Source organism: Streptomyces sp. NPDC051214 (assembly GCF_040682375.1).
Taxonomy (GTDB): domain Bacteria; phylum Actinomycetota; class Actinomycetes; order Streptomycetales; family Streptomycetaceae; genus Streptomyces.
In genome coordinates, this window is record NZ_JBFBAT010000013.1 from 198,075 (window position 1) to 214,416 (window position 16,342).

The window sequence follows — 16,342 nt, forward strand, 5'->3', positions numbered from 1 at the left end:
CTTCAGTCACGCTGCACCCGGTGGACACTGACGGCATAGCCGCCGCCCTCGTAGGGGTGGGCGTCCCATGTCGCGAAGCGGTTGACGAGGGTGAGGTGTGCCGCGGCGCAGTAGGCGTCGTACTCGGGCAGGGTGATGGTGGGCGATACCGGCAGGTGGGCCTCGTCCAGGCCGAATCCCGCGACCAGGAGGCCCCCGGGGCGCAGGGCTGCGGCCAGGCGGGCGACCACCTTGGCCTCGGTCCCGGCGGCAAGGAGCGGGAAGATGTTGCCGGCAGCGACCACGAGGTCGAAGCCCGCCCCCACCTGAAGCTCGGCCGGGTCGAATGTGGCCAAATCAGCCTGGACCCAGGGAAGTTCGGGCGCCTGCCTGCGCGCCACGGCGAGCATGGAGGCGTCGAGATCGACTCCGACACAGTCGTACCCGAGCTCCGCCAACCGGATCGCGACCCGGCCGGTACCGCACCCCGCGTCCAGCACCCGCGCCCCGGCGGGCACCAGCGCGGCACACAGCCCTGCCTCGCCGTGCATGTCCTTGCCGCTGCCGGCCAGGGCCGCGAACCGGGCGGCATAGTCCTCTCCGGACGTCCCACCAGTCAATTCTTCCCAACGGCTCATGAGAACAGGGTAGACGCCGGGGGCAGGTGAGCTGCATGAGGACGCGCTTCACGCGCCCCGACCGACGTCATGGCGCGGCGATGGGTCGATCGGATGAGGACACCCACCAGAGCCGCCAGGTCCGCTGCGCCGGCCGCGTCATCCGCGTAGCGGGTGGTCTGCAAGGGGCCGGTCTGATCCAGGCGGACTTCTTCCCGTTCCAGTACGTGGCCAAGGGTGAGCATGGCGAGGCGGGCATTGCCGTCGGGGAAGGGGTGGAAGAACGCCACGTCCAGGTAGGCGCGGGCCGCACGGGAAGCCAGAGGCACGTTCGCGTCGGCGCTCTCGCGCAGGCAACGCTCGAAGTCCGCCCGGGTGTCTGGGGTCAGTGCGTAGCGTTCCCGGCCGCCTTTGGCGTAGGCATCGCCTTGCCGGAAGGCAACGTGTGGCACGCCGAGGACAGTGCGCTGCCAGCGGGCCAGAAGCGCGCTGCTGAGAGCGCGTCCGTGCGATGCGTCCGTGCGTGATCGGATCAGCGCCGCAAGCAGCCGGTCGCCGCGAGTGGGGTCGTTGGGACGAGCCTGCGCAGCGCACCACGTGGCCAGACCGTCCACGCTCGCGTCGACTGGCGCAGGCGTCGCGGCGGCCGCCGAGGTCCAGTCGACCTGGGCTCTGACCCTGTCCCAGGCGGCCAAGGCGTCAGCAGTCACGATACGGCCGCTCTCCGGTCACGCCCACGGCAAGATCCTCTCCCACGGAATCGACCAGGACGGACGACGGTTGCGTCCAGCTCTCGAAGCGTCCGCCGATCGCCCTCTTCACGGCCGCTCTCGCAGCCTCCGGCCCCATGCCGGTGGACGAAAGGAACCATGTCAGGACCGTGTGGCAGAGTCCGTACCAGCCGCATTCGGCGCCCGTGCGGTCGACGACCACCGACACCAGGCGGGTGGCAGCCCGGTCCAGATGCCAGCTTCGGTCCTCGGCGACGGGTGGTGCCAACTGCTCGAATCTGTCCGCCAGTTCCTCGAGCCAGTCGCGCCACTCCAGCAGCGAGGCCACCACCTTGGCAGCCGTGGCAGCAGGCTCACCCACGGAATGAGAGTCACAGCACCAACTGGCGACCACTCCGCCTCCACCGCCCTCACCCAGCGCCCAGTGCCATCCACAGGCCCACCGGCCGTACCGGGCAGCCACGAGCTCCGTGACCTCCTGGACGAACCGGTGCCTTGCCTCCCACCCGGCGTCGGTGGGAGGCACCATCGAGGCGATCGTGTCGGCGAGCCGGGAATGCTCTTCGTCGCTCCACGCGAAAGCGTTCAGGTCAGGGTCGGCGGCCGACCACGGCAATCCGGCCGGGGCGAGGTCGTCGTTGATGGCCGTGGCGTTCCTCCGAGGCTCAGTCGGTCAGGGCGAAGGGCCATCGTGCCAAGGGCCCTCAGCGCTGTCACGCGAGTTCTCGGCGCCACAGCCGATCGTCGCGGCGCGTACCCTCAGGCGCTGGTCCCGGTGCATACGCGGCCATGCCCGCGGATCGCGACGATGCCGGATTACGGCGTCAGCACCTGGGCACCGGGCACTGGCGCGCAGGAACGTCCTGCCGACGACGTACAGACGACGTACACCGGACGAACGGGGCAGGGCATGGGCACGGCGACGACGGTTCCACAGACGCGGGACATGGAGGGTGATGAGCTCTCCGGCGACGAGGCTTTCGTGGCGCTGCGTCACTACGGGGGCTGGCGGCTGCTGCACGACGCCTTCGTGCGGTTCCGCTACGCCGACGGGTTCAGTCACTCCCGGGCGCTGGCGCTGCAGACGGTCCTCGCGGTCGTCCCGCTCGCGATCGTCTTCGTCGGCCTGTCGAGCGTGCTGCACACGCAGGGCATCGGCCGGTTCGCCGAAGTGGTCATCCATCGTCTGGCACAGGGACCGAGCGCCGATGTCGTCGACGAGGCGCTGGCCCGGAGCCGTCGCACCGCGGACGGTGGAACGCAGGTCGCTCTCTGGTTCGGGCTCGTGTTCTCCCTGAGCAACGTCACCACGGCGATGTGTCAGATAGAACGCGGCGCCAACCGGATCTACGGCAACGAGCGCGACCGGCCCTTCCACCGCAAGTATCTGCGCGGCCTGGTCATGGCCCTGACCGCGGGCCTGCCCCTGGGGCTCGGCTTCGTCGTCATGGTGGCGGGGCGTGACCTGGCGGCCGCGGCGGTGTCGGTCTTCGGTACTGGGTCCTGGGTGACCTCCGTGTTCGGGGTGGCGCGCTGGCCGGTGGGCTTCGTGCTGGCGCTGGTGGCGGCGAGCATCATCTTCAGGCTCTCGCCGCGGCGGCGCCAACCTGGTTACACCTGGCTGGCGTTCGGCGCGGCGGTCTACCTCCTCCTGTGGACCGCTCTGACCGGTCTGCTGAGCCTGTACCTCTCCCTCAGCGGTTCCTTCGACACCGTCTACGGTCCGCTCAGCGCCTTCATGTCCTTGCTGCTCTGGGCCTACCTGACCTCGATCGCCCTCTTCCTGGGCCTGGCCTTCGCCGCGCAGCTCGAGGCGGCCCGTGCCCTGCAGCCGGGCCCCGTCGAAGCGGACCCGGGAGTCTGAACCGGCGATTTGCGAAGCTCTGCCTCGTCATTGCGGGCTTGTGCTTGTCTGGGCTTTCCCTCACCAGGAAGGCGCCCCGGCATGACCGCCAAGTACGACGTCAAACGCGAGCTCAAGAGGTGCTACGCGCCCAAGAACACCGACTGGGAGCTCCTCGACATCCCCGAGCTGCGCTTCCTCGCCATCGACGGACACGGGAATCCGAACACCAGCGACGCGTACCGCCGCGCGGTCGAGGCGCTCTACCCGGTCGCCTACACCGTCAAATTCGCGAGCAAGGGCGACCTCGGAAAGGACTTCGTCGTGGGCCCGCTCGAAGGCCTGTGGTGGGCGGACGACATGGACGACTTCCTCGCCAGGCGCAAGGACAACTGGCGATGGCGGCTGCTGATCAACGTCCCCGACTGGATCAGCGACGACGTGATCGATGACGCCAAGCGCACGGCCCTCTCCAAGAAGAACCTTCCGTCCATCGCGGACGTCCGGTCGGAGACCTTGCGCGAGGGCACCTGCGCCCAGGTCCTGCACATCGGCTCGTACGACGACGAGACACCGATCCTGACCCGGCTGCACCAGGAGTACCTGCCCGCCAACAACCTGCGCGAGACAGGGCTGCATCACGAGATCTACCTCAGCGACCCACGCAAGACCGACCCCGCCAGACTCAAGACGATCCTGCGGCAACCCGTGGAAGCGCGGGGCGACTGACGTCTTACGCCTCTATGCGCAGCCAGGTGTCGCCCGCGCGGAGCCAGAGGAAGCCGTCGCGGCCCTGACCGCAGCGCAGCACGACGCGGCCCGGCACCCGGATGTGTTCCCGGCCGGTGACTGTCCAGGCCCCGCCGCTGAGTTCGGCGCGGGTCAGTTCCACGGACCGCTTGTTGTGAACCCGGCGGGTGAGGATAGCCCGGTCGCCCCGGACCGCGAATCCGTCCGGGTCGCGGACGGGGCTGGGGTAGCTGACGACGTCGCCGGTGGACGGGGTGATGCGCGTCAGGAAGGTGCCGCTTCTGCCGCCCGCGTACCAGACGAGCCATACCCGTTCGTTCTCGGTCGCTGCGGTGCAGCCTTCCAGCGGGTGGTCGGGCAGTCGTCCTCTCGGAGTCCAGGTCGGCTGCCCCTGGGTGTCCCAACCTGCCAGGCCCGCCCCGGACTCGGGGTGGCCGCCGTAGATGCCCTCGTCTCCGTAAGCCGTCCAGATGCCTCCGTGGGCGTCGGTGACCAGAGCGGGAATGTCATCTCCGACGCAGAACTCGGCTTCAGGTGTGCCGGAGGCGGAGAACACCACGGCGTTGGGCTTCCAGAAGCCTTCGGCCTTGTTCAGGAGCGTACGACCGTTCACCAGCAGGAATCGGGAGTCGGGGAGGAGGGCGAGGTGGCAGGGCCACATCGCGATGTCCTTCACCGGGGTGCGCCGCTCCCCCGATCCCGTGAGAGTGAGCAGCACACCGCTGAACGGGAGCGACGGCCTCAGCCCTATCCATCCCTTGGGCGAGTAGCTGCCCCGCTCCAGGTGGCGTCGGTGGACCAGCAGGACCGCGAGCTCCCCGGCAGGCCCCACGCTCCACCACAGGGCCCGGAACCCCCGGGCGGCGTCAGCAAGGGGAAGCCGCCACACGTAACGTGTCGCGGCACTGGAACGAGCAGATATGCGGCGCAAATTCATGGGCGATCGCCTCTGGGACTCCAGGGGCCGAGCCGCCCGAAGAGCGCTACCTTACCGGCCCCTCCGCCAGCCGCTTCACCGCTCCCCCTCGCCCAAAAGCAGGGGGCCCGCCCGGCAACGGGCGCGCCCCCCACTCGACTCGCAAAGCTCAGGCACTCATCGGGCCTGCGCCGCCTCCAGGCCCATGGACGTCACCTCAAGACCCGTACGCACTCCGTCGATGACCTGACGGGGGTCGTCGGGAAGGTTGATGCTGCCCTCGCGGGGGCTCTCGTCGGCGTGAGCGGGTGCGGCCACGGCGAATGCAGCAGCGGCAGCGGACAGGGCGACGACAACGCGCTTCGTGTTCTTCATGCCCACTTGAACGATCACGAGGGCCACCAGGATGCGCACATCCGGGCAACTCGGAGGAAAACGGCGGCTCTGCTGTCGACAAGGCTCTGTTGTCTACCAGCGCACCGGCACCTCTCGCAGGCTCCGCATGAGGCTGGGCCTCCACTGCGGGGCGCCGTCGCCGTCGAAGGCCAGGCGGGGGAAGCGGTCGAGGAGGGTGCGCAGGGCCAGGGTCGCCTCCAGGCGGGCCAGCGGAGCGCCCAGGCAGTGGTGCAGGCCGTGTCCGAAGGCGAGGTGGGCGCGGGTCGCGGCCGGGTCGCGGTGGATGTCGAACCGCTCGGGGGCCGGGAAGCGCGCGGGGTCACGGTTCGCGGCGGCGATGGAGAGCACGACCCGCGCGCCCGCCGGTATGTCGGCACCGCCGAGGGTGACGGGTTCCGCGGTGTAGCGATAGGTACCCGCGGGCGCGGGCGACTCGAAGCGGAGGGTTTCCTCCACCGCGCCGGCGAGCAACTCGGGGTCGGCGCGGAGTGCTGCGAGCTGCTCGGGATGCCGGAGCAGCAGGTGGACGGAGTTGGCGATGAGGTTGACGGTGGTCTCGTGTCCTGCGACCAGCAGCAGGAAGGCCATGCCGAGCAGTTCCTCCGGCGTGAGCCGGTCGGCTCCGTCTCCGTCGTGGGTGCGGATCAGCGCGTGCAGCAGATCGCTCTCCGCCGCGTCCGGCAGGCGGCGCTTCTCCTCCGCAAGGCCCGCGAGGTAGACCGCCATCTCCTGCGAGGCGAGGGCGGACTGCTCCGGTTCGTCGAGGGCGACGACTTTGGTGGACCACGCACGGAAGGCGGCCCGGTCCGCTTCCGGCACGCCGAGCAGCTCGCAGATGATGGTGAGCGGCAGCGGATAGGCGTAGGCGGCCACGAGGTCGGCGCGGCCGTCGGCCTCCACGGCGTCCAGGAGCGCGTCGGCGGCCTCCTGGACGCGGGGCCGCAGCGCCTGGACGCGTCGGGCGGTGAACTCGCGGGCCACCAGCGTCCGCAGGCGGGTGTGGTCGGGCGGGTCGACCTGCAGCATGTTGCGGCCCACGGCGTACAGCCCGTCGTCCTCGAAGTCGGCAGAGTGCCGTACGTCGTTGCGGAACCGGGGGTCCGCGAACGCGGCGCGCACTTCCTCGTGCCCGACCACCAGCCACGACTCGTCGCCGGTGGGGAAGCGCACGTGGTGGACGGGCCCGCGGGAGCGCAGTGCGGCGAAGGCGGAGTAGGGGTCGGCCGTGAAGTCCTGGGTGAGGTCGGCGAGTTGGAGGGTGGGGTGTTGCGTGCGCATCGACGGCTCCCGAAAGGAAGTGGGGATTACTCCCCGCTTATCTGACAGCGGTGACCGTAACACGAAGCGGGGATCGTTCCCCGGTTTGGGGTCATCAGTACCGCTCCCCCGGCACCTGGCACGATGAGCGCCCATGGATGGTCAAGAAGCCGCGAAAGCCCACGCCCTCCGCGTGGTCACCGAACTCTTTCCCGACGCCCTGGGCGCCTTGCTCGGAGGCTCCGCCGCTCAAGGACACGCGACGGCGGCCAGCGACCTCGATGTGGCCGTACTCCTTCCGGACTCGGACATCAGCCGGCGGGAGGTGCGGCGCCACGAGGGCCGGACAGTCGAGTTGTTCCTCAACACCCTCGCCGACATACCGGAGTTCTTCGCCTGGGACCGGGCCCGGCGTCGCGCCACCGTCCTGTTCGTCTACGACCAAGGCCTGCCGCTGACGGATCCGCACGGGCACGTGGCCCGCACGCGCCAACGGGCCCAGGAGATGCTGGCCTCCGGCCCTCCTGCGCTCACCACGGCGGAGTGGGAACACGGCCGCTACGCGCTCACCTGCTTCCTGGACGACCTGCTCGACACCGCTGCGCGCAATCGGCACGAACAGCTTTCCCTCGCCGATCAGGTGCTGCGCCTGGCAGCGGACCTGGTCACCGCGCACCACGGGGCCTGGACAGGAATCGGCACATGGCTTCCTCGCCGGCTGCTCAGCGCCGACCCCGCGCTCGGCACAGCGCTGCTGGACGGCCATCTGGCCGTGGCCGAGCACGCCGATCCCCTGCCATTGGCCGCCGCGGTGAAGCAGGCCCTCGATCTGCTCGGCGGGCCACTGCTCGAGGGCTACCGCCAGCCCTGGCGCCCCTGAGCTGCCGGCGACACCATCGCGGGCCGGACCGCGCGGGGGACGCTCCGTGCGCAGCCGCTACCCGGCATCCGGGATCGGCCGCAGGAAGTCCGTCAGTGCGGCGGCCAAGTCTTCGGGGGCCTGTTCCGCGACGTGGTGGCCTGCGTCGATGCCGTGACCTTGGACGTCGGTGGCCCATCGGCGCCAGATCGCGCGAGGGTCCCCGTACAGGTCCTCCAGGTCGTCTCGCAGAGACCACAGGACCAGCGTCGGGCAGGCGATGCGCCTGCCGGCCGCGCGATCGATTTCCTCGTGCCGCCGGTCGACGGTGAGTCCGGCGCGGTAGTCCTCGAGCATCGCTCGCACCACATCGGGATCACGTACGGCCTGCCGCCACTCCTCGTGGTTTCCCTCCCCCATCGTCTGCGGGTCCCCGTGGTACCAGCTGTCGGGATCAGCGGTGATGACACGCTCGGGGATGCCCGGTTGCGCGAAGAAGAACCAGTGCCACCACTGCGTGGCGAACTCGGCGGTGATCCGCGACAGATGCTCCGTCAGCGGCAGGCAGTCCGCGAACACCACCCGGGAGACACTCTTGGGGTGGTCGAGCGCGAGGCGCAGCGCCACGGCGCCCCCGCGGTCGTGCCCGACGAGGGAGAAGCTTTGATGCCCGAGGCGGCGCATCACGGCGACCACGTCCTCGGCCACCGCGCGCTTGGAGTAGCCGGCGTGATCCTCGGTGAAGCGTGGCCCCCTGGAGCGCCCGTACCCCCTCAGGTCCGGACACACCACCGTGTGTCCGGCTCGAACGAGCAGCGGAGCGACCCGGTGCCATGTCGCCGATGTACGGGGGTGCCCGTGCAGCAGCACCACCGGCGGGCCGTGTCCCCCGTAGCGGACGAAGACGGAAGCCTCGCCGACATCGATCTGCGCTGTCTCGAATCCTTCGAACACGCGGCCTCCTTGGAGCGGCGAAGCCCGTACCGCCCATTCACCGTCGGCGCGGGACCAATCTTCCAATTGCCCCGGCCGGATTCGGCCATGTGTCGGTTCCCCTGATAGGTCGCACCGCGCAGGCTCGACATTCCGGCCTCACTCTAAACCTGAGGTCGAGGCTCAATTCGATGAGTGGTTGCGGCTTCACCCACATGCGGCACTCACCCCACGAATTCAGCCGACGCGCCGTAACGTGCGCCCGGCGCCGCCCACCCCTTCGGCGATCGCCGCAGCCTCAGGGGCACCCCTCGCGGTCGTTCCGCCACGCAAGATCCCCTCGGCGCCAGGCGATCTCCGCGGAAGAGGGGGCTCCGGCGGCGACGGTCTTGAGCCAACAGGCCCCGCAGGCGGTGGAGTTGGTGGTTCCAACGGCCCCTCAAAAGTGCCATTCTCACAGGTCACAGGATGTACGTGCCCTACCAAAGCAACCCAAGTGATCACCGGAGAGTTGAACAAGCTTCAAAGGTTGACCACAAATTACACACATCCCCTCTTCAGACCGGCGCCAATGGTCTAGATTGACCGTGCTTCACATGCGGACACGAGGCGACAAAAGATGATCTATAAGTCCGGCGCCACGGACGACCAGTAGTTTGTGTACCCCGGCGCCAGGCTTGGGGGTGATCAATTCGTGGTGCCCGGAAGAAGCCCGGGGTGTGGGGAACACCCGGGGTTTCGACGGGCTTTTGCGCGCGTTGGGAGTCTGGCAGCGCATGCAAGTCCGCTGCCGCTTGGGTGGGGTGCTCAAGTAACGCTGCATGAGCCGGGATGTCGGTTGCTGGGGGCGAAGGCCTCCCGGGGGGAGGAACAGCGTGGCGTGGCACGGGGGGCGGGGGCCTCCCGAGGGGAGGACACAGTGCGGGGGGCGGGGGCCTCCCGGGGGGAGGAACCGTGTGGAGCGAACACGTCGAGCCCACTGGCGACCTGGGGGGGTCTGTGCAGCAGGGGGAATTAGTCAGCCCGTTTCCACCGGCGCACGGGCGTCCGGGGAACGGGGCCATCAGCCGACCACCGATTGACTGGGAACAGCGCTACCGCCGTGCCGTGATCACCAGCGACGCCGTGGTCACCGCCTTCGTGGTGGCGGCGATCGGCGGATTCTTCGGAGTCCGGGACGCCGCCAACTGGCACGAGAAGTGGCGCATCCTCGCCTTCGGCACCGAGCTCCTTGTGCTGGGAGCGCTCGCGGCGAGCAGATCTTGGGCTCCGGCCGTACTCGGCCAGGGCGCGGAGGAGTTCCGCCGGCTCGGACGCTCGCTGTTCACGGCAGCCGTCGTACTGGCGCTCGGTGGGATCGCGCTCACCTCGCGCAACATCAAGCTCTGGATATTCGTCGCCATCCCGGCGATCGCGCTCGTCATCATGACCGAGCGATATCTGCTGCGCCTCTGGCTGCACGCACACCGCAAAGAAGGGCGGTGCCTGCGCCCGGTGCTCGCCGCCGGGAGCCTGGCCACCGTAAGCGACCTGATCGCCCGGACCCGGAAGTTCCCGCATCTGGGCTGGCGGGTCGAGGCGGTGTGCACGTCGGACGGTTATGGACTCGACGGCGACCATCTGGACGGCGTGCCGGTCGTCGGCCGGCTCTCGGACGTCGCCAGCCATGTCCGTCGCGACGGCTACCGCGTCGTCGCGGTCACACCGGACCCGCACTGGTCACCGGACGGGCTGCAACGACTGGCCTGGAACCTGGAGGGCAGCGACGCCGAGATGGTCGTGGCCCCCGTACTGATGGAAGTGGCAGGTCCTCGGCTGCATGTCGACGCGGTGCTCGGGATACCGCTGCTCCGGGTCAGCATGCCGACCTTCACCGGCGGGCGCCGGGTGGTCAAGGGGATCGTGGACCGGCTGGGCGCGACGGTTCTGCTGCTGCTGTTCGCGCCGCTGATGGTGCTCGTCGCGCTGCTCGTGATGATCGACAGCCGGGGCGGGGCGGTGTATCGCCAGCGCAGAGTCGGCAAGGACGGCCGCGAGTTCACCATCTTCAAGTTCCGCACCATGGTGGTGGGGGCCGACCGGGCACGCGCCGAACTGGCCGACCGCAACGAGGGCGCGGGGCTGTTGTTCAAGCTCCGCCGGGATCCGCGCGTGACCCGTGTGGGAACGGTGCTGCGCCGGTACTCGCTCGACGAGCTCCCACAGCTCTTCAACGTGCTCACCGGCTCGATGTCGCTCGTCGGACCGCGGCCTCCGCTGCCGGAGGAGTCCGCCGCGTACGGCCCGGACATCCGGCGCCGGCTGCTCGTCAAGCCGGGTCTCACCGGCCTGTGGCAGATCAGCGGGCGCAGCGACCTGCCATGGGAGGAGGCGGTCCGCCTCGACCTGCGGTATGTGGAGGACTGGTCGCTCGCCCTGGACACAGTGATCTTGTGGAAGACCCTGCGGGCGGTGCTGCGGGGACAAGGGGCCTACTGATGCGACGCATGCAACTGACGCGCGGGGACCGTGGTCCGGCCGGCGTACGGAAGGCGGGCCGGAAGGCCGCGCCTGGGGGGAGGAACGGAATATGAGGGTCAGCGTCTTAGGGCTCGGTTATGTGGGCTGTGTGTCGGCCGCGTGCCTGGCAGGCATGGGTCACGAGGTCATCGGGGTGGACGTCAACCAGGTGAAGGTCGACCTGGTCAACGACGGCAAGGCCCCGGTGGTCGAGGAGCGGATCGGCGACCTCGTCGCCGACGCCGTGCGAAGCGGAGCGTTGCGCGCCACCACCGACGTCCGCGAAGCGATCATGGGCAGCGATGTGTCGCTGGTCTGCGTGGGTACGCCGTCGGAGCCCAACGGCAGCCTGTGCACCACGTACTTGGAGCGGGTCACCGAGCAGATCGGCGCCGCCCTGGCCGAGCGGGGCGGGCGGCACACCGTCGTGTTCCGCAGCACCATGCTCCCCGGCACCTGCCTGAATCTGCTGGTGCCGATCCTGGAGAAGTCCGTCGGCGGCACGGCCGGCGTGGACGTCGGGGTCGCGGTCAACCCGGAGTTCCTGCGCGAGGGCACCAGCGTGCGGGACTTCTTCGATCCGCCCAAGACCGTCATCGGCGAACTCGACGCGGCCAGCGGCGACGTGGTGGCATCGCTGTACGAGGGGCTGCCCGGCGAGGTGTTCCGGGTACCGGTCCCGACGGCCGAGGCCATCAAGTACGCGGACAACGCCTTCCACGGCCTCAAGATCGGCTTCGCGAACGAGCTCGGAGCGGTGTGCCAGGCGCTCGGGGTCGACTCGCACCAGGTGATGGACGTGTTCCTGGCCGACCGGAAGCTGAACATCAGCCCGGCCTATCTGCGGCCCGGTTTCGCCTTCGGCGGCTCCTGCCTGCCCAAGGACCTGCGCAGCCTGGTCCACGCGGCGCAGCGGGCCGATGTCTCGGTGCCGATCCTCTCCCATGTGCTGCCCTCCAACTCCGATCACCTGCAGCGCGCGGTGGAGCTGGTCGAGCGCACCGGCAAGCGCCAGGTGGGTCTGTTCGGTCTCTCCTTCAAGCCCGGCACCGACGATCTGCGCGAGAGCCCGCTCGTCGAACTGGCGGAGAGACTCCACGGCAAGGGCTACTCCTTGCGGATCTACGACGCCAACGTGAGCCTCTCCCGGCTGATCGGCGCGAACCGCGAATACATCGAGACCCGGCTGCCGCACCTCGCCCAACTGATGGCCGACTCCGTCGACGAGGTGCTCGAGCACGCGGAAGTGTGCCTGGTCGGAACCAAGGACCCGGACGTTCTCTCGGCGCTGCCCCATGGCGACGGACCGGTGATCGTCGATCTCATCCGCCTTCCCGACGCCGACGCGCGCCGGACAGAACCGGGGTACATAGGCCTTGCTTGGTAACACAGCTTTTGGTGACACAGCTTTTGGCGACACGACCGGCGGCGACGGGACGGGCCGTCGGGCGCTGATCCTGGTGGAGAACCTGTCGGTGCCGTTCGACCGGCGGGTGTGGCAGGAGTGCACGACGCTGCGCGACGCGGGCTGGAAGGTGCACGTCATCTGCCCGCGGGGGGAGAAGCGGGACACCGAGCCGGAAGCGGAGATCGACGGGGTGCGGATCCACCGCTACCCGTTGCGCGCGGCCACCGGTGGCCCCGCCGGCTATCTGCGGGAGTACGGATCGGCGTTGTGGCACACGGCCCGCCTTGCCCGCAAGGTCGGCCCGGTCCACGTGGTCCACGCCTGCAACCCGCCCGACCTGCTGTTCCTGCCCGCGCTGCGGCTCAAGCGGCTCGGCGCGCGATTCGTCTTCGACCAGCACGACCTGGTGCCCGAGCTGTACCTCTCCCGGTTCGACCGCGGCGAGGACCTGCTCTACCGCGCCGTGTGCGCCCTGGAGCGGATGACCTACCGGGCCGCGGACATCGTCCTCGCCACGAACGAGAGCTACCGCGAGGTCGCGGTACGCCGCGGCGGCAAGCGGCCCGAGGACGTCTTCGTGGTGCGCAGCGCGCCCGTGATCGAGCGGTTCCAACCGGTGCCGCCCGAACCGGAGTTGAAGCACGGCAAGCAGCATCTGCTGTGCTACCTGGGCGTCATGGGCCCGCAGGACGGCGTCGACTACGCTTTGCGGTCCTTGGCGAAGCTGCGCGACAACCTCGGGCGTACCGACTGGCACGCGGTGTTCGTCGGCGCCGGCGACGCCTTCGACGCGATGGTGGAGCTGTCCCGGCGACTGGGACTCTCCGAGCAGGTGCAGTTCACCGGGCGCATCCCGGACGCCGAGCTGGTGCGCTATCTGTCCACCGCGGACGTGTGCCTCTCCCCCGACCCGCGTAATCCGCTCAACGACGTGTCGACCATGAACAAGGTCATGGAGTACATGGCGATGGGCAAGCCGATCGTCTCCTTCGACCTCAAGGAGGCGCGCGTCTCCGCCGGCGACGCCGCCGTCTACGCGCCCGCCAACGACGAGGCCCAGTTCGCCGAGCACATCGCGGTGCTGCTCGACGATCCCGAGAAGCGCGCCCGGATGGGCAAGCTCGGCCAGGAGCGGGTCGGCGGAGAACTTTCCTGGCAGAACTCCCAGAGATCGCTGCTCGCCGCCTACGCCGCCGCCTGCCACGGACGCACCCGTGTCGGTGGCGCCCCGAGCCGGATGGGGAGGAGGCGGCGACGTTGAGCGAAGACACGATACGTCTGGTCACGATCGGGCGGATCTTCCGTGCGCGTTGGCGGTTGCTCGCCGCCGTCGCCCTGCTGGGCGCGCTCGTCGGCTACGGCGCCTCGGTGGCGGTCTTCCCGCCGCGCTACACGGCGTCGGCATCGGTACTGCTGCCGGGGGCCTGGGAAGAACGCGAGCTGGTGACCCAGGTGAACGTCGCGACCAGCTCGTCGGTGGTCGACCGGGTGGCCGACACGCTCGACTGGACCGGCGGCGACGGCAGCGAGCTCATCGACCAGGTGAGCGCCAAGGCCGCCGAGGGCAACATCGTCAAGATCTCGGGTACGGCCGAAACCCCGGAGCACGCACAGGAGTTGGCCGACCAGGTCGCCAAGGAGTTCGTCACCTTCGCCACGCGCGTCGCGGGCGGCAGCACCGACCCGGCAAGGGCCTCACGGCCCGAGGCGCTGCGCAAGAAGGTCGAGGAGACCAACCGACGCATCACCGAACTGGCCAAGGCGGCGGACCCCGGACAGACCGTGGAGAGCGTGCAGGCCCGCACCTCGCTGGAGAAGCTGCGCAGTTCTCTGGAGGAGGCCATGCAAAAGCTCGAGGAGGCCGATCCGGCGACCGGCAAGGCCGGCATGGTCGTCATGGGCCCGGCGGCCCTGCCGACCGGCGAGGCACCGCCGACAAGGACGCAGCTCATGGCCGGCGGGGCATTGCTGTTCCTTCTGGTCTCGGTCATCGCCCACCTCACCGCGGCACGGTCGAATCGGCGGCTGCGCACCGAGGCGGAGATCGCCGCGGCGCTGCGCTCGACGGTGATCGGCACCGTCGATGTGCCCGGTGGACGGACCGCTTACCGGTCGCAGGGCCAGGGCCCGTGGGCCTGGGTCCGCCGTTTCCTCGGCGTCGACTCCCGCTGGGACATGCCGACCCCGGTGGCGACCGGCGACGAGGCCGGCAGACAGCTCCGTTACCGGCGGGTGTGCGCCCGCATCCGTATCCAAGTGCCCGGCTCGCGCAGGCTGTTGCTGGTCGTCCCGGACGGCGACGAGATCGGCCGTCAGGCCGCCGGGCAGCTCGTCGCCGAGGCCAAGAGCGATCCGCAGCTGCGGATGGTGGACGTCTCGGTGGCCCGGCCGACGGTGCCGGACCGGGACACCGAGTCCGGCGCCCTGGTCGTCCTCAGCGCGGGCAGTTGGACCGCGAGTGAGCTCACCGGCATCGCCGAGGCGTGCGCGGACGGCAGGCACGAGGTCGTCGGCGTCGTCGTCGCCGGCACGGTCCGGACCCGTCCCACGCGGTCGGTCGAACACCCTGCGGAGCAGGCCGCTCCGGCGCTCGCCGCTCGCGGCCAGGCGACGGGAGGTTCGGCATGACGACGAACACGACCTCGGAGTCGTCGACAGCCGCTCCGCTGCTGAACCTGCAGGCGTTGGTGGTGTCGGTGCGCAGGCGCCGTCGCCTCTGGTGCTCCCTGGCCCTGATCGGGCTGCTCATCGGCGCCGCCGTGGCCGTCCTGCGACCGCCGCCGCCGGCCGCCATGGCCAAGGTGCTCGTCGCGCACCAGGACGATCAGCCGAACGACACCGGGACGCTGATCCGCACCGACGTCGAGGTGCTGCAGACCACGCGGATCGCCGACAAGGCCCTGAAGTCCCTCAAGTCCTCGGTGAAGCCGGAAGACTTCTTGCAGGACTACCGGGGCACCGGCCTGACCAACAACCTGCTGCAGATCGACGTGACGGGCGACAGCGACGCGGAAGCGGTGGCCCGCGCCAAGGCGTTGGCGGACGCGTTCATCGCGGATCATGTGCGGCGGATGCAGGAAACCGCGAAGGCCGAGGCCAAGGCCCTGCGCGACCAGCGCGACCGGATGCGCAAGGAACTCGCCCGGGTCAACGAGTCGATCGGGGGCAGGACGCCGGAGACCGACCCGGAGTCCTCGGCGAGCATGGAGTCGCTCTTCGCCCGCCGGGCCGAGCTCACCTCTCGGATCGCCGACTTCGACCAGCGCGCCGAGGACGCGCGCGTGGGCACCCCCCGGATCATCTCCGGCACGCAGATCGTGGACGACCCGCGCGCGGTGCGGCACTCGGTGCCCATGGCCGCCGTCACCAACGGCGGCATCGGCTTCGCTCTGGGGCTCGTCCTCGGGCTCGCGGTGGCCGCGGTCGGTTCGGTGGTGGCGGACCGTCCGGTCCTGCGCCGGGAGATCGCGGCGAACCTGGGAGCCTCGGTCATCGCCGAGCTGCGCCGCGTGCCCCGGCGGCCGGTCACACTGTGGCAGCGCCGACGCACCCGCGCACAGCGCGAGCGGCTCATCGCGACCCTGGCCCGCACCGTGCGGGACTCCGGGGAATCGGTGTCCCTTCTCGAACTGGGCTGCGCGCACACCACGAGCGTGCTCGCCCTGGACCTCGCGGGGGCCCTGGCGGCGGACAGCCCGGTGGTGATCATCGACGATCTGCCGGCCCTGCAGCGCGCCGCCCGCCATCAGGAGCCGGGCGGCCCGGCCATCGTCAGCGGCGATCGTGCCGCGGACGTGCCGCCGCAGATGCGCAGGCTCGGCGTCGGCTCGGTCGCGCCCGGTACCGCGTGGACCGGCCTGCAGGACCTCGGTTCCCAGACCGTGCTCGTCGTGCGTGCCGGGCACGGCAGCACCGCATGGCTGCACACCGTGGCGCGGCAGCTCGCGGACCTTCTCATCCCGGTGATCGGCGTGGTGCTGATCGACCCCGATCCGCGGGACCGCACCGACGGCACCCTGTGGGATGGCCAGCACACCGCGCTGCGGGGCCACAACGAACGTCTTGCCCGGCAGAACGCGGCAGGCCGGCAGCTGACGGAGCGGCCGTCATGGGCAGTACGAGTCCCCGACAGCGACCAGGAGGCGCGGTAATAC

Annotated in this window: 15 protein-coding genes; 8 read left to right on the forward strand and 7 right to left on the reverse strand. The window is 70.0% G+C overall.

Translation table 11 applies throughout. The features are described 5' to 3' along the window. Positions 1-2 precede the first annotated feature (2 nt). From AB0M70_RS31305 to AB0M70_RS31315, 3 genes are read right to left on the reverse strand one after another with little or no spacing between them, the layout of a single operon-like run. Complete coding sequence (locus tag AB0M70_RS31305) at positions 3-617, reverse strand: class I SAM-dependent methyltransferase (RefSeq protein ID WP_365825168.1); 615 nt, start codon at positions 615-617, stop codon at positions 3-5. Continuing rightward, complete coding sequence (locus AB0M70_RS31310) at positions 614-1,306, reverse strand: Fic family protein (RefSeq protein ID WP_365825169.1); 693 nt, start codon at positions 1,304-1,306, stop codon at positions 614-616. Before AB0M70_RS31310 ends, AB0M70_RS31305 begins: the two co-directional genes overlap by 4 nt. Next, positions 1,296-1,688: a hypothetical protein gene (locus tag AB0M70_RS31315; protein ID WP_365825171.1), complete on the reverse strand. Its 393-nt coding sequence runs from the start codon at positions 1,686-1,688 to the stop codon at positions 1,296-1,298. The genes AB0M70_RS31310 and AB0M70_RS31315 overlap by 11 nt, the downstream gene beginning before the upstream one ends. Positions 1,689-2,237: 549 nt before the next feature. Between AB0M70_RS31315 and AB0M70_RS31320 the strand changes: the two genes are divergently transcribed. Both AB0M70_RS31320 and AB0M70_RS31325 read left to right on the forward strand, forming a co-directional pair. Further along, positions 2,238-3,191, forward strand: a complete 954-nt coding sequence (locus AB0M70_RS31320) for a YihY/virulence factor BrkB family protein (protein ID WP_365825319.1) — start codon at positions 2,238-2,240, stop codon at positions 3,189-3,191. An 81-nt stretch (positions 3,192-3,272) separates the two neighbouring features. Next, on the forward strand, positions 3,273-3,899 hold the full coding sequence (locus tag AB0M70_RS31325; RefSeq protein ID WP_365825173.1) for a GyrI-like domain-containing protein: 627 nt from the start codon (positions 3,273-3,275) through the stop codon (positions 3,897-3,899). Between the two features lie 4 nt (positions 3,900-3,903). Here AB0M70_RS31325 and AB0M70_RS31330 read toward each other — a convergent pair whose 3' ends face one another. The 3 genes from AB0M70_RS31330 to AB0M70_RS31340 all read right to left on the reverse strand — a co-directional run bounded on the left by AB0M70_RS31330 (position 3,904) and on the right by AB0M70_RS31340 (position 6,510). Then, on the reverse strand, positions 3,904-4,752 hold the full coding sequence (locus AB0M70_RS31330) for a hypothetical protein (protein WP_365825175.1): 849 nt from the start codon (positions 4,750-4,752) through the stop codon (positions 3,904-3,906). 261 nt (positions 4,753-5,013) lie between these two features. Then, the gene (locus AB0M70_RS31335; RefSeq protein ID WP_365825177.1) at positions 5,014-5,229 is read right to left on the reverse strand and encodes a hypothetical protein; all 216 of its coding nucleotides are present in this window, start codon (positions 5,227-5,229) and stop codon (positions 5,014-5,016) included. A gap of 75 nt (positions 5,230-5,304) precedes the next feature. Continuing rightward, a complete protein-coding gene (locus AB0M70_RS31340; RefSeq protein ID WP_365825179.1) occupies positions 5,305-6,510 on the reverse strand; it encodes a cytochrome P450 in 1,206 nt (401 codons plus the stop codon). Positions 6,511-6,643: 133 nt separating this feature from the next. Between AB0M70_RS31340 and AB0M70_RS31345 the strand changes: the two genes are divergently transcribed. Beyond that, entirely contained in the window at positions 6,644-7,369 is a 726-nt protein-coding gene (locus AB0M70_RS31345; RefSeq protein WP_365825181.1) for a nucleotidyltransferase domain-containing protein, read from the forward strand. A 57-nt stretch (positions 7,370-7,426) separates the two neighbouring features. Here AB0M70_RS31345 and AB0M70_RS31350 read toward each other — a convergent pair whose 3' ends face one another. After that, a complete protein-coding gene (locus AB0M70_RS31350) occupies positions 7,427-8,302 on the reverse strand; it encodes an alpha/beta hydrolase (RefSeq protein ID WP_365825183.1) in 876 nt (291 codons plus the stop codon). Between the two features lie 978 nt (positions 8,303-9,280). Between AB0M70_RS31350 and AB0M70_RS31355 the strand changes: the two genes are divergently transcribed. The 5 genes from AB0M70_RS31355 to AB0M70_RS31375 all read left to right on the forward strand — a co-directional run bounded on the left by AB0M70_RS31355 (position 9,281) and on the right by AB0M70_RS31375 (position 16,339). Further along, positions 9,281-10,759, forward strand: coding sequence for a sugar transferase (locus AB0M70_RS31355; protein ID WP_365825321.1), 1,479 nt, complete (start codon positions 9,281-9,283; stop codon positions 10,757-10,759). Positions 10,760-10,850: 91 nt separating this feature from the next. Beyond that, positions 10,851-12,167: a nucleotide sugar dehydrogenase gene (locus AB0M70_RS31360; RefSeq protein WP_365825185.1), complete on the forward strand. Its 1,317-nt coding sequence runs from the start codon at positions 10,851-10,853 to the stop codon at positions 12,165-12,167. Beyond that, positions 12,157-13,449: a glycosyltransferase family 4 protein gene (locus tag AB0M70_RS31365; RefSeq protein WP_365825187.1), complete on the forward strand. Its 1,293-nt coding sequence runs from the start codon at positions 12,157-12,159 to the stop codon at positions 13,447-13,449. Before AB0M70_RS31360 ends, AB0M70_RS31365 begins: the two co-directional genes overlap by 11 nt. Next, positions 13,446-14,816, forward strand: a complete 1,371-nt coding sequence (locus tag AB0M70_RS31370; protein ID WP_365825189.1) for a Wzz/FepE/Etk N-terminal domain-containing protein — start codon at positions 13,446-13,448, stop codon at positions 14,814-14,816. Before AB0M70_RS31365 ends, AB0M70_RS31370 begins: the two co-directional genes overlap by 4 nt. Next, positions 14,813-16,339, forward strand: a complete 1,527-nt coding sequence (locus AB0M70_RS31375) for a Wzz/FepE/Etk N-terminal domain-containing protein (protein ID WP_365825191.1) — start codon at positions 14,813-14,815, stop codon at positions 16,337-16,339. Before AB0M70_RS31370 ends, AB0M70_RS31375 begins: the two co-directional genes overlap by 4 nt. The last annotated feature ends 3 nt before the right edge of the window (positions 16,340-16,342 follow it).